This is a genomic window from Rhizobium sp. NZLR1b (genome assembly GCF_019685155.1).
Lineage (GTDB): Bacteria > Pseudomonadota > Alphaproteobacteria > Rhizobiales > Rhizobiaceae > Rhizobium.
Genome location: NZ_JABDWC010000005.1, coordinates 58,383 through 81,076 on the forward strand (window position 1 = coordinate 58,383; position 22,694 = coordinate 81,076).

Below are 22,694 nucleotides of genomic sequence, written 5' to 3' on the forward strand. Positions count from 1 at the left end.
ATCGGTAACCTCCTCCTTATGAATATTCTCATTCTCGGTGCTACAGGCTTTATCGGTTCGGCGGTCGCGGCAAGATTGCTAGAGGATGGCCATGTCATCACCGGGCTTGGCCGGAATCCCGGCCGGGCGCGCCTCCGCCAGCCCAGCATCCGTTGGATCAGCGCAAATCTGGCTAGGATGACCGACGCGGCCGACTGGGCGACGGTACTTGAAGGCCAGCAGATTGTCGTCAACGGCGCTGGCGCTTTGCAGGACGGCCTGTCTGACGACCTTGCCGCCACACAGGAACGGGCGATGATCGCGCTGCAGGGAGCAGCACGCACGGCCGGCGTGAAGTTGATCGTCCAGATATCGGCGCGCACTGACGGCGCCGGTCGTGATCGGCCCTTTCTAGCGACCAAGCGTGCCGCCGACCTGGCGCTTGCGGCAAGCGGCATTCCCTACGTGATCCTGCGCCCAGCGCTAGTGCTCGGCCGAAACGCCCACGGTGGCACAGCGCTGCTGCGTTCCCTCGCTACCATCCCCCTCGTCCTGCCGCTCATCCACGCCGACAGCCCGGTCGAAACCGTCGCCGTCGAAGATGTCGCCGCCGCAGTCTCAGCCGCAATCTGCGGTGCGCTCCCCTCCGGCAGCGATATCGAACTGGCGGCCGAAGAACGGCAAACGCTCGCAAGCCTCGTCAAACTCCACCGCGCCTGGCTCGGCCTGCCGCATGCACCCGTCATTTCCATTCCGCCCATTCTTGCAAGGCCGGTCACATGGCTTGCGGATATGGCCGGTCATCTCGGCTGGCGCTCGCCGCTGCGCTCTACCGCCATGACCGTCATGTCCGAAGGTATCAGCATGGATCGCGCGCCACCGTCAGGCCTGGCGACTCTCTCGGCGGCCGCAACCCTTTCGGGCAATCCCTCCGGCGTGCAGGATCTCTGGTTTGCCCGGCTCTATCTCCTGAAGCCGCTCGTCATATCGGGCCTCTCCGCCTTCTGGCTACTCTCCGGCCTGATCCCGCTGCTTGCGATCGAGAAAACATCCACCCATTTCCTGCCGTTTATGCCGGAGGCAGCCGCAACGATGCTGACACTGGCCACCTGCCTGATAGACATCGCGCTCGGCGCCGCCGTCCTTTTCCGTCCGCTGGCCAAACGCGCTCTTCTCGGCATGCTGGCCGCGTCGCTCGCCTATCTCATTGGCGCAAGCCTCATAGAACCGGCACTCTGGCTCGATCCGCTCGGCCCGCTCGTCAAGGTGCTGCCGTCGATCCTGCTGACGCTGACAGCCCTCGCCACCCTGGATGAACGCTGATGCTTGAGCAATGGTTGCTCTTTGCCCATGTCATCGGCGCGACCGTGCTCTTCGGCACCGGCGCCGGCATCGCCTTCTTCATGATGATGGCGCACCGGACACGTGATCCCCGGCTGATTGCCCATGTCGCCGCCACCGTCGTCGTCGCAGACACCGTCTTTACCGCCACCGCAGCCATTCTCCAGCCGGCCACCGGCGCTCTGCTGGCCCGATCGATCGGCTGGGAGCTGTCGGAGGGATGGATCGCGCTTTCGCTGCTGCTTTACGTCGTCAGCGGCCTGTTCTGGCTGCCGGTTGTCCGGATCCAGATCCGGCTGCGCGATCTCGCCCGCATGGCCGCGGCGTCTGGAAGCGCCTTGCCGCCGGCTTATTTTCGCCTCTACCGCATCTGGTTCGCCTGCGGTTTTCCGGCCTTCTCAGCCGTCGTCGGCATTCTCTGGCTGATGCTGATGAAGCCGGCAATCGCTCTATTTTAGCATCGGCCAGAGGCTCGCCACCAATAGCACCGCCATGCTGATATTGAACCATCTCAGCCGCACCGGATCGGAAAGCCATTCCCGCAACGCCGAACCAAAGCCCGCCCATGTCGATACGCTTGGCACGTTGACGGCTGCGAAAGCCAGGCCGACGAGAAGCACGCTGCCCAAGTAAAGCTCCTGATTGGTATAGGTCGCCATCGCGGTGACCGCCATTACCCAGGCTTTCGGATTGACCCACTGGAAGGCGGCAGCCGAAAAGAAGGACATCGGCTCGACGCCGCTCCTGCCTTCGACGAGCGACCGCGAAGAGGCGATCTTCCAGGCGATCCAGACGAGATAGGCACCGCCGGCAAATTTCAGCGCCATATAGACGACCGGCACCGTATGCAGAACCGCACCGAGCCCGAGGCCGACGCCGATGAGCAGCGAGAAGAAGCCGACACCGATGCCGAACATATGCGGGATCGTCCTGCGGAAGCCGAAATTCACGCCCGATGCAAAAAGCATCATATTGTTCGGCCCCGGCGTGATCGACGTCGTAAAGGCGAAGAGAATGAGGGCGAGAAATGTATCCAGCGGCATGCGACCTCCCGAACCGACCTTCTCGGCCGAGTTCATTTTAGGTCAGCATAACTGTCCTAAACAGCTGACACCATTCCATCATTGTCACGGTGACAGGATTGCTTGAAAGATGGCGATACGGCCCAATCTCTTCGCGAACGGAAGAAAACCCATGCAGGACGACCCGATCCCATCCATTACATTCCCGAACGGCGTGCAAGTGCCGGCACTCGGCCAGGGAAGCTGGGCCATGGGCGACGATGCCGGCCACGCTAGGGCGGAGATCGAAAGTCTCAAGGTCGGTATCGATCTCGGCATGACGCTGATCGACACCGCCGAAATGTACGGAGACGGCGGTGCCGAAGAGATCGTCGGCCAAGCGATCAGCGGACGGCGCGACGAGGTCTTCATCGTCAGCAAGGTCTATCCCTGGAACGCCAGCCTGAAGGGCACGGTCGATGCCTGCGAGCGCAGTCTCGAACGGCTTCGCACCGACCGCATCGATCTCTATCTCCTGCACTGGCGCGGTAGCCATCCGCTGGCCGAGACCGTCGCGGCCTTCGAAATGCTGAAGGCATCCGGCAAGATCGGCGCCTGGGGCGTCTCCAACTTCGACACCGGCGACATGGAGGAACTTCTCGGAGTGCCCGACGGCGCCAATGTCGCCGCCAACCAGGTGCTCTACAATCTCTCCCGCCGCGGCATCGAATTCGACCTCTTGCCCTGGTGCCAGAGCCGTAAGATTCCCGTCATGGCCTATTCGCCGATCGAGCAGGGACATATCCTGCATCATCCCGAGCTGATCCGCATCGCCAAGGCCTATCAGGCAACGCCCGCCCAGCTGGCGCTGGCCTTCCTGCTCGAACGCGACGGCGTCATCGTCATCCCGAAGACATCGAATGCTGAACGCGCGGCGGAAAACCGCGACTGCGTCTCGCTCGATATCACTGCCGAGGACTGGCAGGCGCTCGACGCCGCCTTCCCGCCGCCCACCAAGAAAAAACCGCTGGAGATGCTCTGATCTTCAGCGGCTTCCAATTATTACAGCAGCGAGCTTACATGCCCTGCGCGCCGCGATTCATTGCGGCGATGCCGGTGCGGCAGACCTCGATGAGGCCGAGCGGCTTCATGATCGCCACGAACTGATCGATCTTCGATGACTTGCCGGTTATCTCAAGAATAAAGTGACCGACCGTCGCATCCACCACCTTGGCATGGAAGGCATCGGCCAGGCGCAGCGTCTCGGCGCGCATGTCGCCCTCGCCGATCACCTTGACCAGCGCCACTTCGCGCTCGATCGGCCGGTCCTGGCCGAGTTCGCGGGCACGCACCGTCAGGTCGACGACGCGGTGTACCGGTACGATGCGCTCGAGCTGCGCCTTGATCTGCTCCAGCACATGCGGTGTGCCGCGTGTGACGATGGTGATCCGGGAAAGATGCGCCTGATGTTCGGTCTCGGAGACCGTCAGGCTTTCGATATTGTAGCCCCGGCCGGAAAACAGGCCGATGACCCGGGCAAGAACGCCCGGCTCATTGTCGACGAGAATGGAAAGCGTGTGGCTTTCGATCGCCGCCGTTTCCGGCGAAATGAAATAGGCGGAGCCCGTGGGCTGAAGGTGTGCGTTCATGGTCTTGAGTTTCCTCTTCCCTGCCGCATAACCCCGAAAATCGGAAACGATTTTCGGAAAGGATTATGCGCAAATTAAAAATGTCAGACGAGCGCGCGGCCCTTGGCATCGATTGCATTGGCGACCGCTTCGTCCGTGGCCTCATCCGGCAGCAGCATTTCGTTGTGGGCCTTGCCCGAGGGGATCATCGGGAAACAATTGGCGAGATTGGCAACGCGGCAATCGAAAATGACCGGCTTTCTGACCTCGATCATCTCCAGAATGGTGTCGTCGAGATGCTCCGGCTTTTCGCAACGCAGACCGACAGCACCATAGGCTTCCGCCAGCTTGACGAAATCAGGCATCGCCTCGGTATAGGAGTTCGACAGCCGGTTGCCGTGCAGCAGCTGCTGCCACTGGCGCACCATGCCCATATACTGGTTGTTCATGATAAAGATCTTGATCGGCGCATCGTGCTGGATCGCAGCCGACATTTCCTGGATGCACATCTGGATCGAGGCATCGCCGGCAATGTCGATGACGAGGCTGTCGGGATGGGCGATCTGTACGCCGAGCGCTGCCGGCAGGCCATATCCCATCGTGCCGAGGCCGCCGGAGGTCATCCAGCGGTTCGGCTGCTCGAAGCCGAAGAACTGCGCCGCCCACATCTGGTGCTGGCCAACCTCGGTCGTGATGTAGGTGTCGCGGTCCTTGGTATGCGCGTAGAGCCGCTCCAGCGCATATTGCGGCATGATGACATCGCTGCTCCTTGTATAGGCAAAGGAGTTGCGCGCCCGCCAGCGAGCGATATCGGTCCACCAGTCCTCAAGGCGGCCCTTTTCCGGCTTCTTCGGCAGCGCCCTCCACAGGCGGACCATGTCTTCGAGGATATGGCCGACATCGCCGCGGATGCCGATATCGACACGGACGTTCTTGTTGATCGAAGATGGATCGATATCGATATGGATCTTCTTCGAATTCGGCGAAAAGGCATTGAGACGGCCGGTGATACGGTCGTCGAAACGGGCGCCGATGCAGACCATGACATCGCAGTCGTGCATCGCCATGTTGGCCTCATAGGAGCCATGCATGCCGAGCATCTTCAACCAGTTCTTGCCCGAAGCGGGATAGGCGCCGAGGCCCATCAGCGTCGAGGTGATCGGGAAATCGGTGAGTTCGACCAGCTCGCGCAGCAGCTTGGAAGCCTCAGGCCCGGAATTGACGACGCCACCGCCGGAATAGATGACCGGACGGCGCGCATTCGCCATCAGCTCGATCGCCGCATGGATCTGGTTGAGGTCGCCCTGGATCTTCGGCTGGTAGCTCTTCTGGATCGCGTAATCGGCGGGCGGCGTGTAGGTGCCGGTCGCAAACTGCACGTCTTTCGGAATATCGACGACGACAGGACCCGGACGACCGGACTGGGCGATGCGGAAGGCTTCGTGGATGACTGCGGCGAGCTGGTTGACGTCCTTGACCAGCCAATTGTGCTTGGTGCAGGGCCGGGTGATGCCGACCGTATCGCATTCCTGGAAGGCGTCGGAGCCGATCAGCGGCGTCGGGACCTGACCGGTCAGGCAGACGAGCGGGATCGAATCCATCAGCGCGTCCTGCAGCGGCGTGACCGCATTGGTAGCGCCCGGGCCCGAGGTCACCAGCATGACGCCGACCTTGCCGGTGGAGCGCGCGTACCCTTCGGCCGCATGACCTGCCCCCTGCTCATGGCGGACGAGGATGTGCTTGACGTCTTCCTGCTGGAAGATCTCGTCGTAGATCGGCAGGACCGCGCCGCCCGGATAGCCGAAGATATGTTCGACGCCGTTGTCCTTCAGCGCCTTGAGAACGATCTCCGCTCCCGTCATCCGATTGCCTGCCGCCTGATTGTCCGTGCTCATCTGTCTGTTCCGTTTGATGCTGGGATTGCGTTTGTGGCCGGAAGCCCGAATTTCGGGCATAAAAAAAGGCCCCGGAGGAGCCTGTCATCTAGCGCATGGGTGGCTACCGCCGGATGGTTACACCATCCTGCCCATGCGCTTTCCCACCACGATAAGAGCCGTTGCGATTTTCATGGTCGGAAGTGATAGACAGAAAATTTCGCAGCGTCAACGCATGCCGCAATAAAAATCCATCCGCGCTCCTTTACCCTCTAAAAACCATGGTTTGAAGGATTTGTTAAAGGATGGACTTTATTCTTATGTCCCATTGCAGGGAGTAGCCCTTTGCTCAACAACGACTTGCGCGTGTCTGGCAAGGCAGGCGAGCACGATCGCCGCGATGGCCATGCACCGGGAAATCGCTTTCTTGGCCGCGTCGTTGCGTGCAGCGGCTCGCGGGCGACCATTGCTGCCGTCGCCGAAGAAGGCGGCACCGATCTGACCGAACTCTGGTCCGTCGGTCGGCTGATTTCGATCAGTGTCGGCCGCAACCGCGTCGTCGCCCTCGTCTACCAGATGAACACCGGCAGCCATGCCTGGGGCGAAGGCGAGGACAATAATTTCAAAATCGAGACCGAGCTGCTCGGCGAAGTCCGTGTCGATGAGGACGGGCGCGAAGAATTCTCGACCGGCATCTCGTGTTATCCCTATCTCGGCGCCATCGCCCATCGCATCCGCGCTGCCGACCTGATACGCATCTATGATGCGGGAGAGGGCACGACCGCCGTCATCGGCAAGCTGACTCAGGATGAAAGTATCGACGCAGCGATCCACATCCCCTCGATGCTCTCCAAGCATTTCGCCGTCGTCGGCTCCACCGGCGTCGGCAAGTCGACGGCCGTGTCGCTGCTCTTGCACAAAGCGATCGCGGCGGATCCGAAACTGCGTGTGCTGATCCTCGATCCGCATAACGAATTCGCCGCTGCCTTTCCCAACCACGCCGTCACGATCGATACCGATACGCTCGACCTGCCCTTCTGGCTGATGCGATTGGAGGAGTTTGCCGAAGTCGTCTTTCGCGGCCGCCCGCCGGTGCCCGAAGAGCTCGACATGCTGCGCGATATCCTGCCGGAAGCCAAACGCGCCTTCCGCGGCAGTGACAATTCGCTGGTGCGCCGCACGACGGAAAAGAGTTCCATCACCGCCGACACGCCGGTGCCCTACCGCATGGCCGATCTGCTGGCGCTGATCGACGAGCGCATCGGTCGCCTCGAAGGTCGTACCGAAAAGCCCTTCCTCCGGTCGCTGAAAATGCGCCTGATCGCCGCGATCAACGATCCGCGCTACCACTTCATGTTCTCCAACAACACGATCAGCGACACGATCACCGAGACCATCGCGCAGATCTTCCGCGTTCCGGGCGAGAACCGGCCGATCTGCGCCTTCCAGCTCGCCGGCATTCCCTCCGAAGTCGTCAATTCGGTCGCCTCCGTGCTCTGCCGCATGGCCTTCGAGGTGGCGCTGTGGAGCGAAGGCGCCATCCACATGCTGGTCGTTTGCGAAGAAGCCCACCGCTACATCCCCTCCGATCCGAGCCTCGGCTTCGTGCCGACGCGCCAGGCGATCGCCCGCATCGCCAAGGAGGGACGCAAATACGGCGTCTCGCTCGGCATCATCACCCAACGGCCGGGTGAGCTCGACCAGACGATCCTGTCGCAGTGCTCGACACTCTTTGCCATGCGCCTTGCCAACGACCGAGACCAGGAAATCATCCGCTCGGCCATCCCGAACTCGTCGATCTCGACGACGAGTTTCATCTCCTCGATCGGCAACGGTGAGGCGATTGCTTTCGGCGAGGCGATCAGCGTACCGATGCGCATGCGCTTTTCCCGCGTCGACGAGAGCCTGCTGCCGAAGGCGAGCAGCGCCAACAGCAAACACAGTGACGAAGATCCGGATACGGTCGACCTGCGCAAGATCGTCACCCGCATGCGGGCGGTCACTGTCGGACCCGACATCTCGAATTTCCAGGTGAGCTATGCTGCGTCCGCCGCAGGCCCCGACGAGGCCGATGCAGCCGACGAGGATATCGACGCAATACCCTACGCGCCGCCTGCGCCGTCGTCCGCTCCGCTCGAATCCTACCGGCGCGAACTGCTGCCGCAGACACCGCGACTGGACCCGGTCGCACCGCCAGCGATCGACCCCCGGCTGGACGCGCTCCGCCGCGAGATGCGCCGCGAGGAGCCGGTCTTCCCCCGGCCGGCATCACCGACGGACCAGCCCGCGATCACCCGCCGGGAACCCGGCACGTCGCTGCGCGAAAGCATCCTGAAAAAACCGCTGAGCAGCCTCTACAACAAGGATTGACGCTGGCGCTCGATCTCCAAAGTACGACCCGAAAAGCGTAGCGGTTTTCGGACGACATCATGCCCTACCGTTCCAAGGCGCTCAGGGGCTCGACAGCGTCGAGCACACGCTGCCGATCCATCGGCCCAAGCGGCAAGAGTGGCCGCGGCAGCTGTACCTGGGCGAGAGAAAGAACGTCGACCAGCGTATAGACCACACGGATGCTTCCGAAATCCTTGAACGTTTTCCAGAGCGGCTGCAGGAGGCCATCGAGCCGGAGCGTCTCGGCGCGGTCTCCGGCAATCGCGGCTGTGGTTAGCGCAAGAGCAACGCGCGGAAACAAGCCGCCGACGACGCTGTACCAGGCGTCGGCGCCTGAGAGGAGCGCCTCGGCAGCGCCCCAGTCGCCGCTGTAGCCGATCTCAAGGTTCGTCGTCTGACGCAATGCCGCCAGTTCGCCTCTGAAATCGCTGTCAACGGGCAGAGGCATCTTCACCGCCCTGATTGTCTCGATCTCGGAGAGCCGCTGCAAAAGGTCCCGGCTGAAGGTAAAGTGGGTCGTGCCGGGATTGTTGTAGATGCAAAGCGGCAGCTTCGCCGCCTTCGTGACCGCGAGGAAGTGCTGGTAGGCTTCTTCCTGGGTGAGCGGCGTATATGAGACGGGCGCCAGCAGAAGAGCGTCTGCACCAGCGGCCTCGGCATCCCTGGCGAGATCGACGGCATGGTCCGTCCGCAGGGCACCGGCGCCGACGACGAGGGGAACGCGACCTGCGACGCACTCGACCGCAGCTTGAACGGCCCGCAGCCGCTCCTCACGCGTGAGAAAGGCGTAGATCCCGGTGCTGCCGAGAAGGCCGATGGAAGCGACGCCTGCGTCACACAGACGATCCAGCAGGCGGCAGAGGGATTCGGTGTCCACGCGGCCATCTATATCGGCGGGGGTCGGCGGAAAGGCCGAAAGGCTATGAAACGGTGAAGCGACAGACATGATGCGATCCTAAAAGACGGTCGACATGAGAACAACAGGCGCGATCCGGCACCGGCGAAAAACACGGCAAGACTTCCCTCGGTCGCCGACGCAGACTTTGGTAACAGCACCAATGTCGACTATGCCAATGACACTTATCAGATCTCCTGCGATCGCAAAGTACCCGGTTACCATATGCCTGATCGAGACCGACCGGGAGCCGTCGACGAAGGCGGGCTCTTATGGTCACGAACAACCGCACAGAATGAAAGTGGATTTTGCCCAATACCCAGCACAAGTGCGACAGCCGAACGACTTCGCCGCCTCACCTAAACCGTCATCCGTTCCCAGCTGCCGCCCATCTGGTTGCGGAACCAGGTCATTTGCCGCTTGGCATATTGCCGCGTTGCCGCAGCCCCCTTCTCCAGCACCTCGTCGCGCGTCATCTGGCCCTTCAGCATCGCCGCAATCTGCGGCACGCCGATTGCCTTCATCACAGGGGCCTCGGCCGGCAGACCAAGCGCCACCAGCGTCTTCACCTCGTCCTCCGCGCCCTGCCGCAGCATCTTTTCGAAACGACCGTTGATGCGCTCATGCAGCACCGCCCGGTCCGGCAGCACGACGATCTTGCGAGCCTGGGCAGCGTCGATCACCACTGGTCCGGACCGGCCCTGGAATTCGGCGATCGACCGTCCCGTCGCCTTGACCACTTCAAGCGCCCGGACGATGCGCTGCCCGTCCTGGCGGTTGAGGCTTGCCGCCATGGCGGGATCGGCCTCGGCAAGCTCTGCATGAAGCCCCTCCGGCCCCTCCTCCAGCAGCCGCGCCCTGAATTCCTCCCGTAACGCCTCCGGTATCTCGGGCATATCGGCGAGGCCGCCGGTCAGCGCTTTGAAATAGAGCCCGGTGCCGCCGACGAAGACCGGCAGCCGGCCGGCAGCTCTGAGCGCCGGCAGCAGCACCGCGACATCGCGCAGCCAGGCGCCAGTGGAATAACCGGAACCCGCCGGCACATGGCCGTAGAGATGATGCGGCACACCCTGCATCTCCTCTTCCGACGGGCGCGCGGTCAGCACCTGCAGCGTGTCATAGACCTGCATGCTATCGGCGTTGACGACCGCGCCGCGATGGCGCTTTGCCAGTTCGACGGCGAGAGCGGACTTGCCGCTGGCGGTCGGCCCGGTTATCAGGATCGCGTTCACTGTGCTCAGAAGGTTTTCCATCATGGCCCTCGTTGCCACGCTTGTTGCCAATCCGTCAAATCCCGTGCTGACACCCGCAATTGCCGAAAAGGCGGCCGAGGCGGTGAACGCTGCCGGCCTCTACTGGCTGGCCGACGGCATCGCCTGCGACATCGCGCTGCGTGACGGCATGGATGCGCAAGCGACCGAGGCCAATATTCTTGCAGTCCTATCAGGCGCGCCGATCGACCTCGTCATCCAGGAGCAGGAAAGCCGCCGCAAGAAGCTGCTGATCGCCGACATGGATTCGACCATGATCGGCCAGGAATGCATCGACGAACTTGCCGCCGAAGTTGGCCTGAAGGAGAAGGTCGCGACCATCACCGCCCGCGCCATGAACGGAGAGATCACCTTCGAGCCCGCTTTGCGCGAACGCGTCGCCCTGTTGAAGGGCCTGCCGATATCGGTCGTCGACGAAGTGATCGCCAAGCGCATCACGCTGACGGCGGGCGGCCCGGAACTGATCGCCACCATGAAGTCGAAAGGTCACTACACCGCCCTCGTCTCCGGTGGCTTCACCGTCTTCACCAGCCGCATCGCCGCCGCTCTCGGCTTCGATGAGAACCGCGCCAACACGCTGCTCGAAGACGGCGGCATCCTCTCCGGCTTTGTCGCCGAACCGATCCTCGGTAAGCAGGCGAAGGTCGATGCACTGAACGAGATTTCGGCAAGCCTTGGCATTTCGCCGGAAGAAGCAATCGCCGTCGGCGACGGCGCCAACGACCTCGGCATGCTGCACCTCGCCGGCGCCGGCGTCGCCCTCCACGCCAAGCCCGCCGTTGCCGCAGAAGCCAAAATGCGCATCGACCACGGCGACCTGACCGCGCTGCTCTACATCCAGGGCTATAGGAAGACGGATTTTGTGACCGCGTAAACCACGCGACACACACTTCTCCGCCTTCACCCGTGTGACTGTGGCCGCCCCTCTGCCCTGCCGAACATCTCCCCCACAGGTGGGGAGATCGGCTGGGCGCACTGGCTTCCCCAAACAATTAACGTCCAGCACGGCAAAACGATAGATAGGAGGCGCAGGCCATATCCGATCTCCCCCCCTTGTGGGGGAGATGCCCGGCAGGGCAGAGGGGGTACCGCACGGCACGCCCTCTCCTCGCTCATTCCAGTGCTTGTCAATGAAGGAAGTCGAGGCCACGGCAGCGAGACGGTCACCGCCGCCGTCCCCTTACTCCATCGGCACCGCCACAAACCGCAGATCGCCGTTTGCCGATGCGATCATCAACTGGGCGTTGCGGCGGCCCTCCTGTTTCAACGCCTGCACTTTGGCGGCGACCGCATCCGGCGACTTCATGAACTCCTGCGCCACCTCGACGATCACATCGCCTGGCTTTAACCCCTTTTCGGCCGAGGCCGAACCGGGCGTCACCTCCGTCACGACGACACCGTCGACGCTCTCGGCGATGCCGAAAGCCTTGCGCGTTTCGGCACTCAAAAGCGACAGCGACAGCCCGAGCACGTTCTTCGGCGTTGCCGCATCCGGCGACACCTGGCCCTGGTGATGGTCGGGCTTGCCCGGTGTGGGCTGCGCCTGATCGTCGGAATCCGGCTGGTCCATGTCGTTGTTCTCGCCGGGATCAGGCGTAATCACCCCGTCATCCTGTGAACCATCGGGCGCCGCATCGTCGGATGCTGCCGCCTGATCGCTGTCCTCGAGCCGGCCAAGTTTGACCTTGACGGTCTGTTCCTTGCCGTCGCGCAGCACCACCACGTCGACTTCCTTGCCGACCGTGCTTTCCGCCACAACGCGCGGCAGATCGCGCATTTCGCTGACGGTCTTGCCGTCGAATTTCAAGATGACATCGCCAGCCTTGATCGAACCATCGTCGACGGGGCCGCCCTTGATGACCCCGGCGACCAGCGCGCCCTTGGCGGTGTCGAGCCCGAGGCTGTCGGCGATATCGTCGGTCACCGGCTGAATGCGCACGCCGAGCCAGCCGCGCCGCGTCTCACCATATTCGCGTAATTGGTCGACGACGCCTGAGGCAAGCTCGGAGGGTACCGAGAAGCCGATACCAATCGAGCCGCCGCTCGGCGAAATGATCGCGGTGTTGATGCCGATCACCTCACCCTTCATGTTAAAGAGCGGCCCTCCGGAATTGCCCTTATTGATCGCCGCATCCGTCTGGATGAAGTTATCGTAGGGGCCGGCATTGATGTTGCGGCCGCGCCCGGAAATGATGCCCACCGTCACCGAGCCGCCGAAGCCGAACGGATTGCCGATCGCCATCACCCAGTCGCCGATGCGCATCGTGCTGGAATCGCCGAATTTCACCGATTTCAGCGGTGCCTTCGGCTCGACCTTCAGCACCGAAAGATCGGTCTTCGTATCCGTGCCGATCAGCTTCGCCTTGAGCTTCGAACCATTGGCAAAATTGATCTCGATGTCGTCGGCACCCTCGATCACATGGTTGTTGGTGACGATATAGCCGGCCGGATCGATGACGAAGCCGGAGCCGAGCGAGCTGACATTATGGTTCGGGCCCTTGTTGCCCTGCTGCTTGTTGAAGAAATCGTTGAAGAATTCCTGGAACGGCGAGCCGTCGGGCGCCCGCGGCGCCGGGCCTGCGCCCTCGTCGTCCTTCACATTCTGCGAGGTCGAGATGTTGACCACGGCGTCGAGCAGCCCCTCGGCGAGATCGGCAACCGAAGCCGGACCACTGTTGGGCACTCCGGGCTGAATTGCTGGGGCCTGAATTGCTGGGGCCTGAATTGCTGGGGCCTGAATTGGTGAGGCCTGCATCGGTGCGGCCTGCTGCGGTGCGGAGGGTGCAGGCGGCGTAGGTGCAGGAGCGGCCGTTTCCGGAGTAGAAGGAGCGGGTGCAACAACCCCAGGCGCTGTCGTCTCAGGCGCGGTTTGCGCATAGGCGGCCCCGTTCATGCCGGCATGCGCAAGAATTGCAGCGCTGGCCATAAGCGCGAGCGTTCGTCTGAAGGGCGAGCGAGTCGTGGGGGCCATCAAGCATCCTCATAAGCGGTAAATGCGCACATTGAGCACCAGCATAAGGCGGAATGATGGAGGGTGAAATCACCTTTTCGCGAAATCCCCGAGCAATATGATGCGCCCTCGCAAAAGCCTGATTATCTCGACCTTTCCACGAAAAAAGGGCCGGCACTCGGGCCGGCCCTTCCAGGATTGTCAGGATGCGAATGGCATCCTTTGGCGTCAGTTCGCCGGCTGCGCGGGTGCTGCGGGAGCAGCCGCGCCGGGAATTGCCGCCGCCGGATTTGTCGGCGTTCGCAGGGTGCCGGCGGCATTGTCGAAATAGCGGAAGAATTCCGAATTGGGCGACAACACCAATGTCGTGTCCTGCGACGAGAGCGCGGAGGAATAGGCCGCCATCGAGCGATAGAACTCGAAGAAACCAGGATCCTTGCTGAAGGCGTCGGCGAAGACGCGGTTGCGTTCCGCGTCGCCCTGACCGCGCAGGATTTCCGCATCGCGCTGGGCGCCCGCGGTGAACTCGACAACCTGGCGGTCGGCGATGGCTCGGCGCCGCTGGCCTTCTTCATTACCCTCGGCACGGATACGCTCGGCCTCGGCCAGGCGTTCCGAGCGCATGGCGTTATAGGTGTTGGGCGCAACCTCAGGCGAAAGGTCGGTGCGGCGGATGCGAACATCGTCGATATGCAGGCCGAGATTTTCGGCATCGGTTCGCAGGTCGTCGCGAATCTCCAGCATCATCGCGACACGCTCTTCCGAGAGCGCGGCATTATAATCGCGCAGACCGTAGACGCGGCGAAGCGATGAATCGAGCTGCGCCCTCAACCGCGCTTCTGCGGCCTCGCGATCGCCCGAGACCGTTTCGCGGAAGCGGCGAACATCCGAGATGTTATAGATCACGAAGGCGTCGACGTCGAAGGTTTGACCGTCCTGGACCTGAACGCGGATATTGTCGAGATCGAGCCTCAATGCCTGCTTTTCGACCAGTTGAACGCGGTCGGCATCCATGAAGCCGAAGGGCAGCTTGAAATAGATGCCGGGCTCGGTCTTGACCGACTGGATCTGGCCGAAGCGGACGACGATCGCCTGCTCGCGTGCATTCACCACGAAGATGGACGAATAGAGCCCGACCAGAACGATGGCGAGGATGAGGAGTATGATGGGAAGTCTGTTCGATATCATGGCTCAACCTCCCTGCTGCGCCGGCTTGCCGAGCTCATTGAGCGGCAGATAGGGCAGCACGCCCTGCTTCTCGTCGATAATGACCTTCTTCGAATTCTTCAGTACCTGCTCCATCGTTTCGATGAACAGCCGCTTGCGGGTCACTTCGGGAGCCTTCGCATATTCGTCGTTGATCGCAGTGAAGCGCTGCGCCTCACCTTCCGCCTCCTTCACGACGCGGTCCTTGTAGGCGGCTGCATCTTCACGGATTCGCGCCGCATCGCCTCGCGCCTGGCCGAGCTTCTGGTTGGTGTAGCGATTGGCCTCTTCGATCGTGCTGTCGCGGTCGCGACCGGCACGCTGCACTTCTTCGAAAGCATCGGCGACTTCGCGCGGCGGCGCCACGTTCTGGATCGTCACGCCGGTGACGGTCACGCCTGCGCCGTAGCGGTTCATCGTATCTTGCAGGATATTGAGCACGTCCACTTCGATCGGCTGTCGATTGCTGCGGAAGGCGTCCTGCGCCGGACGCCGTCCGACGATTTCGCGCATGGCGCTGTCGGAAACCTGCTGCAGGGTCTCTGCCGGATTTTCGACGTTGAAGAGATAGGCCTTCGGATCACTGACCGTGTAGAACACGGCGAACTGCACGTTGATGACGCTCTTGTCACTAGACAGCATCAGGCCGTTTGAAGACGATGCCGAGGTCGCCCCGATATTCAGCTGTTGCACGGTCACCTTGACGGTCTCGACGGAGTCCATCGGCCACAGATGAAAATGCAGGCCGGGCATCGAGATCTCGTCCTTCGGCTTGCCGAACCGCAGTTCGACGCCGCGCTCATCCGGCTGCACCACGTAGACGCACTGGATCAGCCAGACGACTGCGACGATCGCCGCGACGATCACCGCGACGCCGCCGTTGAAACCGCCGGGAATGATGTTGCGCAGCTGGTCCTGGCCGCGCCGGATGATATCTTCCAGATCGGGCGGTCCGCCCTTGCCGCTGCCACCGCCGCGCGGGCGGTTCGGCCCCTGGCCCCATGGTCCCTGATTATTATTACCGCCGCCGCCGCCCCAAGGGCCGCCGCCGCCATTCTGATTGCTCCAGGGCATCAAAACCTCGTTGTTCGTTAAGTCTTCCACGCATCCGGAACCGTGGGGGCTGACCGGTGGATGCGTTGGTGACCGTTATAGGTATCGCCGCATCCGCTTTCAACGCAACGTGAGGAACTTGGTCAATTTAAATGGAAAATAGTTCATTTTCAGCCGTGTCGGCGTTCATAGACGACGAAGCGCGTGGGGTGACTGTCCTTCTCGCCGGCCGGAACCGCGATAGACTCCCCTGCACGCCAGATGTCGGGATCGATCGCGGGGAACGAAGCGTCCCCATCGAGGTCGGCCTCGACATGGGTGATGCACATCCGGTCTGCAAGGCCGATCGCCTGGGCGTAAACCTGCCCGCCGCCGATAATGCAGATCTCGTCGACGCCCGTTTCGATGGCCAGCCTTTCGGCCGCCGTCATCGCCTCCGGCAGCGAATGCGCCATGGAGACATCAGCATGGTCGATCGCCACCTGCCGCGAGATGACGACATTCGGCCGCCCCGGCAGCGGCTTGCCGATTGAATCGTAGGTCTTGCGGCCCATCACGACCGGCTTGCCCAATGTCAGCGCCTTGAAGCGCTTGAGATCGCTCGAAAGCCGCCAAGGCATGTCGCCGTCGCGGCCGATGATGCCGTTGCGCGCAACGGCGACGATAATGGTCTTGCGGATGTCAGCCATGAAATATCCCGGATCAGACCGCGATCGGCGCCTTGATGCTGGCATCGGCCTCGTAGCCGATCAGCTCGAAATCGTCGAAGGTGAAGCCGAAGATGTCCCTTACATCGGGGTTGATGCGCAGGAAAGGCAGCGGCTTCGGCCGGCGCGCCAGCTGCAGCTTCGCCTGGTCGAAATGATTGTGATAGAGATGGGCGTCGCCAAGCGTGTGAACGAAATCGCCGGGCTTCAACCCGGTCACCTGAGCCACCATCATCGTCAAAAGCGCATAGGAGGCGATGTTGAACGGCACACCGAGGAAAATGTCGGCCGAGCGCTGATAGAGCTGGCAGGAAAGCTTGCCTTCGGCGACATAGAACTGAAATAGACAATGGCAGGGCGGCAGCGCCATCTCGTCGACCTCGGCCGGATTCCAGGCCGAGACGATGTGGCGGCGCGAATTCGGGTTGTTGACGATACCTTTGACGAGGTTGGCGATCTGGTCGATATGGCCGCCATCCGGCGCTGGCCAAGAGCGCCACTGGGCGCCGTAGACCGGCCCGAGATCGCCGTTTTCGTCAGCCCACTCGTCCCAGATAGAAACGCCGTTCTTCTTGAGATAGCGGATGTTCGTCTCGCCCTTCAGGAACCAGAGGAGCTCGTGGATGATCGAGCGCAGATGCAGCTTTTTCGTCGTGAGGACGGGAAAGCCCTCTTCGAGATCGAAGCGCATCTGATAGCCGAAGACCGAGCGCGTGCCGGTGCCGGTGCGGTCGCCCCGGTCGGAGCCCTTTTCCATCACATGGGTCAGGAGATCGAGATATTGCTTCATGTTGCGCTGATTCCGTTTGCGTTAATTTAAGCCTCTAGCAGCAGGAAACCAATCGCCGGCAGGCATTTTCCCAATATTTCTGATGGATCGCATAACGCTTTTATGACGTTTGCCCTTTCCATCGGCTGAGGAAACCACTATATCACCCGTGCTAGCTTTCGGGCTGGCTATGGCGATAAATGAGCGGTGTAATAAGCCTATTGGACCCGGGGGCGGTACCCGGCGCCTCCACCAAAAACCGGCGGCCTCGAAGGCCGGCTTTTGATGGGGGCGAAACAGGATCGACAAGGGTGTAAAGATCGTCTTTTTGCTCGGCATTGTACCGCCGTTATCGGGCTAAAATTGTAGTTGCAAACGACAACTATGCGGAAGCTCGTCTCGCTGCTTAATCGCGGTGTGACACTTCAATCAAAGTCCTAGTGGTTCGCACCTCTAGGCGGGGTCCGAAGGCACCTGGCAACAGAAGCCTTCACCTTCTCCCTGCCGCCGAAATCATGTATGCTGCTTAAAAACGTGACTCGGCTCCGGTCTTTCCCAAGGCGCCTGGACGTGGCATATAACCTTGTGAAAAGACTTCCGAACCGACGAAAGACAGGAAAAGCATGGGGCAGGATCATATCCGCTACGACATTCTGGCACAGGATGCACTTCGCGGCGTCATCCGCAAGGTTTTGGCGGAAGTCGGAGCGACGGGCCGCCTGCCGGGCGACCATCACTTCTTCATCACCTTCCTCACCGGTGCCACCGGCGTACGCATTTCCCAGCACCTGAAGTCGAAATATCCCGAGCAGATGACCATCGTCATCCAGCATCAGTTTTGGGAGTTGAAGATCACCGAGACGCATTTCGAGATCGGCCTTTCCTTCTCCGACGTTCCAGAAAAGCTGGTCATCCCGTTCAATGCGATCCGCGGCTTTTACGATCCCTCCGTCAATTTCGAGCTCGAATTCGACGTTCCGCTCGCCGATGGCGAGGAATTGCCGTCCGGTGAAATCACCGCCTATCCAGTCGACGCGGCAGGAAAGTCGGATGAGGCCGCAGGAGCAAAACCTGCCGATGGCGAAGAGAAGAAACCGGGTTCGGTCGTCTCGCTCGACTCCTTCCGCAAGAAGCAGTGATTGAAGGGAGGCCAAGCCTCCCTTTTTCATAAGGATTAAGGCCCCGCATGAGTGCCGAAATCGTCAATCTGCGCCAATTCCGCAAGAAGCAGGCCCGCTCCGAAAAGGAGACGCAGGCCGAACAGAACCGTATTTCCTTCGGCCGCACCAAGGCCGAAAAGCAGCTCACCCGCAGCCTGAACGAAAAGGCTGACAGGGCGCATCGAGACGGCCGGATCGAGACGGATGACGATGGCGCGTGACGGTTTCATGCAAAGCTTGAACAGCCGGAGTGGGCTCTGAAAGTTTTGTCTTGTGCATGTCGTTGTCCCGCAACTGCTGCACACTTCCGGGCGACCTGCATTGAGATCAGCCACTTATGCGGTTTGCATGAATCGATCTGACAATCCCATCAAGATGTAAAGCCGCTTCATGATCCGCAAGCATTCGGCGACATTACACGGCCACCGCACCAGTTTCTCGCTGGAGGATGAATTCTGGGCCGAGCTGAAGACGATCGCCGCAAGCCGCTCTATACCGCTCGCCGCGCTGATTTCGGAGATCGATGATCATCGGCCGCCAGACAGCAACCTGTCCTCGGCGCTCCGGCTGTATGTGCTCGCTTGGGCGAAAGCCGGCGCTACTGCATAGTTCTTAAATCGGAATCGAAAGCGTTACAGCGTCCTTTGCGCGTCTTTCAGACGCGCGGCGCTGTAGCCGCGAGCTGTAATCAAATCCCATGCATTTTCATTGCGCCTGAACGCCTGGCACCTGGTCGAAATTGAGCGAACCGGGCAGCGGCCCGCTGCGCCGCGCCGCTTCCGCCTCGGCGGCAGCCCTCGCCTGCGCATCCGCCTTGGCTTTGGCTTCCGCCGTGCGTGCAGCCTCAGCCTCGGCAGCAGCCTTTTGCGCCGCCGCTGCCTGCGCCAATGCGCGCAGTCGCTCTTCCTCCGCCTGCCGTTGTTGCTCGATCTCAGCCGCCTTGACGCGCTCGGCGTCATTGAACCGGTAGAGTGCTGCCTCGCGCCGCAGCCGCTGCTTTTCGAGCACGATCGCTTGTAGCCGCTCGACGCGCCGGCGCTCGCGCTCAAAAGCGCGTAGCGACAGATAGCTGGTGATATCGGTCACATCCATCGTCTTGCCGGGCGACGGCAGCATGCCGGAAAAATTCAGCCTGAGCGCCGGCTCGGCGCCGGACAGCGCTTCCGTGCCCGGATTGAGCCCGACGCCCAGCGTCGCGGTGATCCGCTCCTCCGGCAGCGCGATCTGCGCATCGGCGGTGATGCGGGCCAGATCGTTGGCGACGGTGACGTTCTGCACGCGCAATGTCCCATCGGTGATATTGAAGGGGATGCCGAGTGGCGGCAGCTTCGCCTCTCCGTTGCTGAGCAGCGTCTCGACGATAGGATGCACCTTGCCGGCATTGATCTGCTCCTGCATGGTGTCGGTCGCAGCAAGCAGCGGTGGAAGGATGGCAAGGTTCAGCCCACGTATGCTGGTTTCGCCGAGCCTCAGTTCGCCCGAACCGTTGAGCGAACTGGCAATCTCGCCGATCGTCTTGCCCGAGGCTTCCATCGACAGCGACAATCCGAATTTGCCGTTGGCGATCGGCGCGCCGTCGCGCAACCAGACGACGCCGGCAAGATCGGAATCGGCAAGTGCAAGCTTCGTCTGCAGGAAGCCGGTACCATCGGCATTGGTGAACAGCAGATTGCCGGAGAGCTTTCCGCCATCCAAGTTGCCGGCCATGTCATTGAGCTGCAGCTCGTCTCCCTTGTAGGCGACGTTGCTGGTAAAGTCGGTGACCTCCGTTTCCGGCAGACCGGGCCAGAACTGCTTGGCCGTCAGCTTCACATTGACGTCGAGATCCTTGAAGACGGGCAACCCGAGCGGCGCCGTCGTCAGCGCGCCATTGGCGGGATCGACGATCTGGCCGAACACCGCCTCGCCGAGCCAGCCGGCATCAGCCTTGGAGAGCCTCAGCTCGCCGGACGCGGTCGTCTTCGCAGCCTTCCGGTCAAAGCTTAGCGCGCCTGAAAACTCGTTGTCGGCCGCATGGCCCTTGAGATCGGAAAAGACGATCTTGTCGCTATCGACGGCGGCATTGACCTGCAGGCCGAACGGCAGCCCGGTTCCCGTCTGCGGCAGGGCGATCCCGTTCATGATGAGGTAGGGGTCGATGTCGGCGCTGTCGAGCGAAAGCACGATCTGGCCGTTCATGAAAGTCTCCGGCCGGACATCGACCTTACCATTGGCGGTGAACGAGGTCCGGTCGGTCGCAAAGGTCAGCGCCGCATCGGCAGGATCGTTGCCCGATGCCTTCACCTTCAGTGTCAGGCGGCCATTGGCGCCGACATCGACCGGCAGCGGATCGAGCCCGGCCTGGCCGAACAAGACGGACGGCACGGCGTTTTCGAGCGTCGTTTCGAGGCTCGTCGTGCCGTTGCCGGTCAGCGCCAGGAGATCGGACATGCGGTAGTCGAGATTGACGCGGCTGCCATTCGAGACGCCCGCCAGCGTTACCGTCAGGGCGTTGCCTTCATCACCGCCGAGCGTCAGCGCGCCGCGCAGCGCCGTATTGCCGTACCAACCGGCATTGCGCACCAGCCGGTCGAGCACCGGGTGATGCGGCAGGTGCTCGCGCAGCATGGTGAAGAAGCCGCCGGGATCAGCCGATTTGAAGGTGATCTCGCCCGCGCCCTTGTAGTCGAGCAGCGAGCCTTCCGCCCTGCCGGTCGCCGTCAGCTCGGCGCCGGCGATGTTCTTGATCGACAGCCGGTCGACGGCAAGCGCGCCGTCGGCGATCGTGAAGGTGGTCTCGACATTTTCGGCATCGACGCCGAAGGCGGTGAACTTATCGGCCTTGAGCTGGGCGGCAATCTTGTGGTCCAGCACGTTGTCGCCGGCATCCTGGCCAGTCATCAGCCCGCTCAGCGCCTGCAGCGCATCGAGATCGAGCGTATCACCGTTCAGCGCCACCGACAGCGTCGGCGTCTGGCCGGAAAGCGCCTGCCGCTCCAGCCGGCCCTTCAGGGTCGCCGGCCCGATGGCGATTTCAAGATTTTCGAACCGCTGCAATTCATGTGTCAGGCTGACATTGGCGGAAAAGCCCGCCTGCCGCAATTGCCGGATGGCCGGATCGACCGAGCCGGCAAGCCAGGAGGCAAGTCCCGTCGGCTGGCTGGAGGCCACCACGATCTGGCCGTTGAACGAGGCGTCGCCCTGAAGCAGCAGCTTGCCCTTGCCTTCCACCTGCGTACGCCCCGGCAGCGTACCGCTGGCGCTGTCGATCATCCAGCCGGTACCGGCCGGCTCCAACTCCAGTTGCACGTCGCGCAGCGTCGTATCGCCGGCGACGATCGCCGGCAGCTTGACACTCGCCTTGCCCGGCACCTGCGGAATCGGCACCTGGCCGATGACATCGATCAGCGAATTAAGGCGCTGGCGTGCCGAAACCGCCGCGTCGCGCGTCGTCTTGCCGGCCTCACCCTGATTGCCGATGCGGTTGACATCGATCTGCTGCCCGTCGGCGGTCAACAGGAATTCCGGCTCATTGCCGGTATCCAGCGTCGCCTCGCCGGTTATGACGTAGGGATCGTCGGTTGGGCCGATCTCCATCCGGTATTCGGGAATGCGGATGCGTTCGTTGGTGAGCTCGAAGCGGCCCTTGACGCGCGGCGGCTGCTCTTTCTTGTTGGCGGGCTTGGCACTGTTGCGGTTTTCAATCGCTGCCGAAAGCTGGCCCTGATAGTTCGGCTTGCTGTCGACGAGCTTCAGTTCACCGTCGAGATCGATGCTGACGGGGTGCTTGTCCGGCGAAAGCTTCGTGCGCATGCGCAGCACGCCCTTCTCGTCCGGCTGGCTGCTCGAGATCGAAAAGCTGCCGTGCTCGCCGTCAAGGGCCGCATCGCCCTCGATGCGCCAGGGGCCGGCCAGCGACTTGGCCGACATTTCCGCATTGAAGCCGGTGATGCGGCGTGAACGGCCCGACTGATCATCGATGAACTCGACTTCGCCGCCACTGACATGCACGTTTTCGAGAACGACGGTTTTCGCCGGTATTTCGGCGCGGCTGCCGCGCATCCAGTCGAGCGTGCCGTCCTTGAGCAATCTCAGGCGCACCTTCGGATTGACGACGCGCATGTCGAAGATCAGCGCCTCTCCCGACAGGAAAGGCGCGAGTTCCGCATCCATGGAGAACTGCTCGACCTGGACGATCGGCGTGCCGTCCGCTTCCTGGCCGACGCGCACATCATGCAGCGTGACCGACGGAAACGGCAGGAGCCGCGCATCCACCGTCCCGTAGACAGTGACTTTCTTGCCGATGATGCGGCTCGCCTGATCCTCGAAATTCTTGCGGAAATCCGTCCAGTCGATGAATAGCGGCGCAAGCAGCGCCACAAACAGCGCTACGACGATCACTCCCCCCAGAAAGACGAGGAACCGGCCTACCAATTCAAGGATTCTCCATTCGGGATTCTGGTGCCGACACTAGAGCACTTACAGCAAAA

The 22,694-nt window shown here is 62.0% G+C and carries 19 protein-coding genes and 1 other RNA gene; 9 read left to right on the forward strand and 11 right to left on the reverse strand.

Going from position 1 to position 22,694, the window contains the following annotated elements:
• Positions 1-18 precede the first annotated feature (18 nt).
• Both HJB84_RS09030 and HJB84_RS09035 read left to right on the forward strand, forming a co-directional pair.
• On the forward strand, positions 19-1,302 hold the full coding sequence (locus HJB84_RS09030; RefSeq protein ID WP_221115759.1) for an SDR family oxidoreductase: 1,284 nt from the start codon (positions 19-21) through the stop codon (positions 1,300-1,302).
• Positions 1,302-1,778, forward strand: a complete 477-nt coding sequence (locus HJB84_RS09035; protein WP_221115760.1) for a DUF2269 domain-containing protein — start codon at positions 1,302-1,304, stop codon at positions 1,776-1,778. The genes HJB84_RS09030 and HJB84_RS09035 overlap by 1 nt, the downstream gene beginning before the upstream one ends.
• On the opposite strand, the gene HJB84_RS09040 is transcribed toward HJB84_RS09035, so the two are convergent.
• Positions 1,770-2,363, reverse strand: a complete 594-nt coding sequence (locus HJB84_RS09040; RefSeq protein ID WP_221115761.1) for a LysE family translocator — start codon at positions 2,361-2,363, stop codon at positions 1,770-1,772. The two genes, HJB84_RS09035 and HJB84_RS09040, sit on opposite strands and share 9 nt — an antisense overlap.
• Positions 2,364-2,514: 151 nt before the next feature.
• On the opposite strand from HJB84_RS09040, the gene HJB84_RS09045 reads away from it, so the two are divergent.
• A complete protein-coding gene (locus HJB84_RS09045; RefSeq protein ID WP_221115762.1) occupies positions 2,515-3,363 on the forward strand; it encodes an aldo/keto reductase in 849 nt (282 codons plus the stop codon).
• A gap of 34 nt (positions 3,364-3,397) precedes the next feature.
• Here the strand turns inward: HJB84_RS09045 and ilvN are convergent, their stop codons facing one another.
• Both ilvN and HJB84_RS09055 read right to left on the reverse strand, forming a co-directional pair.
• Complete coding sequence (gene ilvN, locus HJB84_RS09050; protein WP_207581073.1) at positions 3,398-3,970, reverse strand: acetolactate synthase small subunit; 573 nt, start codon at positions 3,968-3,970, stop codon at positions 3,398-3,400.
• An 83-nt stretch (positions 3,971-4,053) separates the two neighbouring features.
• Positions 4,054-5,844 carry an acetolactate synthase 3 large subunit gene (locus HJB84_RS09055; RefSeq protein ID WP_207581074.1) on the reverse strand — a complete coding sequence of 597 codons (1,791 nt, stop codon included), beginning with the start codon at positions 5,842-5,844 and terminating at the stop codon, positions 4,054-4,056.
• A 324-nt stretch (positions 5,845-6,168) separates the two neighbouring features.
• Between HJB84_RS09055 and HJB84_RS09060 the strand changes: the two genes are divergently transcribed.
• Entirely contained in the window at positions 6,169-8,193 is a 2,025-nt protein-coding gene (locus tag HJB84_RS09060) for an ATP-binding protein (protein WP_221115763.1), read from the forward strand.
• A 64-nt stretch (positions 8,194-8,257) separates the two neighbouring features.
• Here the strand turns inward: HJB84_RS09060 and HJB84_RS09065 are convergent, their stop codons facing one another.
• Entirely contained in the window at positions 8,258-9,160 is a 903-nt protein-coding gene (locus tag HJB84_RS09065; RefSeq protein ID WP_221115764.1) for a dihydrodipicolinate synthase family protein, read from the reverse strand.
• 308 nt (positions 9,161-9,468) lie between these two features.
• The gene (miaA, locus tag HJB84_RS09070; RefSeq protein WP_221115765.1) at positions 9,469-10,365 is read right to left on the reverse strand and encodes a tRNA (adenosine(37)-N6)-dimethylallyltransferase MiaA; all 897 of its coding nucleotides are present in this window, start codon (positions 10,363-10,365) and stop codon (positions 9,469-9,471) included.
• Between miaA and serB the strand changes: the two genes are divergently transcribed.
• Positions 10,364-11,254, forward strand: a complete 891-nt coding sequence (gene serB / locus HJB84_RS09075) for a phosphoserine phosphatase SerB (RefSeq protein ID WP_221115766.1) — start codon at positions 10,364-10,366, stop codon at positions 11,252-11,254. The two genes, miaA and serB, sit on opposite strands and share 2 nt — an antisense overlap.
• A 306-nt stretch (positions 11,255-11,560) precedes the next feature.
• Here serB and HJB84_RS09080 read toward each other — a convergent pair whose 3' ends face one another.
• From HJB84_RS09080 to HJB84_RS09100, 5 genes are all read right to left on the reverse strand, one after another.
• Positions 11,561-13,351: a Do family serine endopeptidase gene (locus HJB84_RS09080; RefSeq protein ID WP_221115767.1), complete on the reverse strand. Its 1,791-nt coding sequence runs from the start codon at positions 13,349-13,351 to the stop codon at positions 11,561-11,563.
• A 207-nt stretch (positions 13,352-13,558) separates the two neighbouring features.
• Positions 13,559-14,518: a protease modulator HflC gene (gene hflC, locus HJB84_RS09085; RefSeq protein WP_221115768.1), complete on the reverse strand. Its 960-nt coding sequence runs from the start codon at positions 14,516-14,518 to the stop codon at positions 13,559-13,561.
• 3 nt (positions 14,519-14,521) lie between these two features.
• A complete protein-coding gene (gene hflK / locus HJB84_RS09090) occupies positions 14,522-15,610 on the reverse strand; it encodes an FtsH protease activity modulator HflK (RefSeq protein WP_221115769.1) in 1,089 nt (362 codons plus the stop codon).
• Between the two features lie 149 nt (positions 15,611-15,759).
• Positions 15,760-16,278, reverse strand: a complete 519-nt coding sequence (locus tag HJB84_RS09095; RefSeq protein WP_207581082.1) for a dihydrofolate reductase — start codon at positions 16,276-16,278, stop codon at positions 15,760-15,762.
• Positions 16,279-16,291: 13 nt separating this feature from the next.
• A complete protein-coding gene (locus HJB84_RS09100) occupies positions 16,292-17,086 on the reverse strand; it encodes a thymidylate synthase (protein ID WP_221115770.1) in 795 nt (264 codons plus the stop codon).
• Positions 17,087-17,197: 111 nt separating this feature from the next.
• Between HJB84_RS09100 and ssrA the strand changes: the two genes are divergently transcribed.
• The 4 genes from ssrA (at position 17,198) to HJB84_RS09120 (ending at position 18,834) form a co-directional block, all read left to right on the forward strand.
• Positions 17,198-17,560: a transfer-messenger RNA gene (gene ssrA, locus HJB84_RS09105) on the forward strand.
• Positions 17,561-17,688: 128 nt separating this feature from the next.
• On the forward strand, positions 17,689-18,204 hold the full coding sequence (locus tag HJB84_RS09110; protein ID WP_207581084.1) for an SspB family protein: 516 nt from the start codon (positions 17,689-17,691) through the stop codon (positions 18,202-18,204).
• Positions 18,205-18,251: 47 nt separating this feature from the next.
• Positions 18,252-18,446 carry a DUF4169 family protein gene (locus tag HJB84_RS09115; RefSeq protein WP_007630199.1) on the forward strand — a complete coding sequence of 65 codons (195 nt, stop codon included), beginning with the start codon at positions 18,252-18,254 and terminating at the stop codon, positions 18,444-18,446.
• Between the two features lie 169 nt (positions 18,447-18,615).
• Complete coding sequence (locus tag HJB84_RS09120; RefSeq protein ID WP_221115771.1) at positions 18,616-18,834, forward strand: ribbon-helix-helix domain-containing protein; 219 nt, start codon at positions 18,616-18,618, stop codon at positions 18,832-18,834.
• A gap of 96 nt (positions 18,835-18,930) precedes the next feature.
• Here the strand turns inward: HJB84_RS09120 and HJB84_RS09125 are convergent, their stop codons facing one another.
• Positions 18,931-22,638 (reverse strand): AsmA-like C-terminal region-containing protein, encoded by a 3,708-nt coding sequence (locus HJB84_RS09125; protein WP_221115772.1) that lies wholly within the window; start codon positions 22,636-22,638, stop codon positions 18,931-18,933.
• Positions 22,639-22,694: the final 56 nt, after the last annotated feature.

Excerpts from the sequence above, each read along its gene's own strand:
- HJB84_RS09030 (WP_221115759.1), top strand. The coding sequence starts at position 19 with ATGAATATTCTCATTCTCGGTGCTACAGGCTTTATCGGTTCGGCGGTC.
- miaA (WP_221115765.1), bottom strand. The coding sequence starts at position 10,365 with ATGATGGAAAACCTTCTGAGCACAGTGAACGCGATCCTGATAACCGGG.
- serB (WP_221115766.1), top strand. The coding sequence starts at position 10,364 with ATGGCCCTCGTTGCCACGCTTGTTGCCAATCCGTCAAATCCCGTGCTG.
- HJB84_RS09055 (WP_207581074.1), bottom strand. The coding sequence starts at position 5,844 with ATGAGCACGGACAATCAGGCGGCAGGCAATCGGATGACGGGAGCGGAG.
- ilvN (WP_207581073.1), bottom strand. The coding sequence starts at position 3,970 with ATGAACGCACACCTTCAGCCCACGGGCTCCGCCTATTTCATTTCGCCG.
- HJB84_RS09035 (WP_221115760.1), top strand. The coding sequence starts at position 1,302 with ATGCTTGAGCAATGGTTGCTCTTTGCCCATGTCATCGGCGCGACCGTG.
- HJB84_RS09115 (WP_007630199.1), top strand. The coding sequence starts at position 18,252 with ATGAGTGCCGAAATCGTCAATCTGCGCCAATTCCGCAAGAAGCAGGCC.
- hflK (WP_221115769.1), bottom strand. The coding sequence starts at position 15,610 with ATGCCCTGGAGCAATCAGAATGGCGGCGGCGGCCCTTGGGGCGGCGGC.
- hflC (WP_221115768.1), bottom strand. The coding sequence starts at position 14,518 with ATGATATCGAACAGACTTCCCATCATACTCCTCATCCTCGCCATCGTT.
- HJB84_RS09065 (WP_221115764.1), bottom strand. The coding sequence starts at position 9,160 with ATGTCTGTCGCTTCACCGTTTCATAGCCTTTCGGCCTTTCCGCCGACC.
- HJB84_RS09120 (WP_221115771.1), top strand. The coding sequence starts at position 18,616 with ATGATCCGCAAGCATTCGGCGACATTACACGGCCACCGCACCAGTTTC.
- HJB84_RS09095 (WP_207581082.1), bottom strand. The coding sequence starts at position 16,278 with ATGGCTGACATCCGCAAGACCATTATCGTCGCCGTTGCGCGCAACGGC.
- HJB84_RS09080 (WP_221115767.1), bottom strand. The coding sequence starts at position 13,351 with ATGGCCCCCACGACTCGCTCGCCCTTCAGACGAACGCTCGCGCTTATG.
- HJB84_RS09045 (WP_221115762.1), top strand. The coding sequence starts at position 2,515 with ATGCAGGACGACCCGATCCCATCCATTACATTCCCGAACGGCGTGCAA.
- HJB84_RS09110 (WP_207581084.1), top strand. The coding sequence starts at position 17,689 with ATGGGGCAGGATCATATCCGCTACGACATTCTGGCACAGGATGCACTT.
- HJB84_RS09040 (WP_221115761.1), bottom strand. The coding sequence starts at position 2,363 with ATGCCGCTGGATACATTTCTCGCCCTCATTCTCTTCGCCTTTACGACG.
- HJB84_RS09100 (WP_221115770.1), bottom strand. The coding sequence starts at position 17,086 with ATGAAGCAATATCTCGATCTCCTGACCCATGTGATGGAAAAGGGCTCC.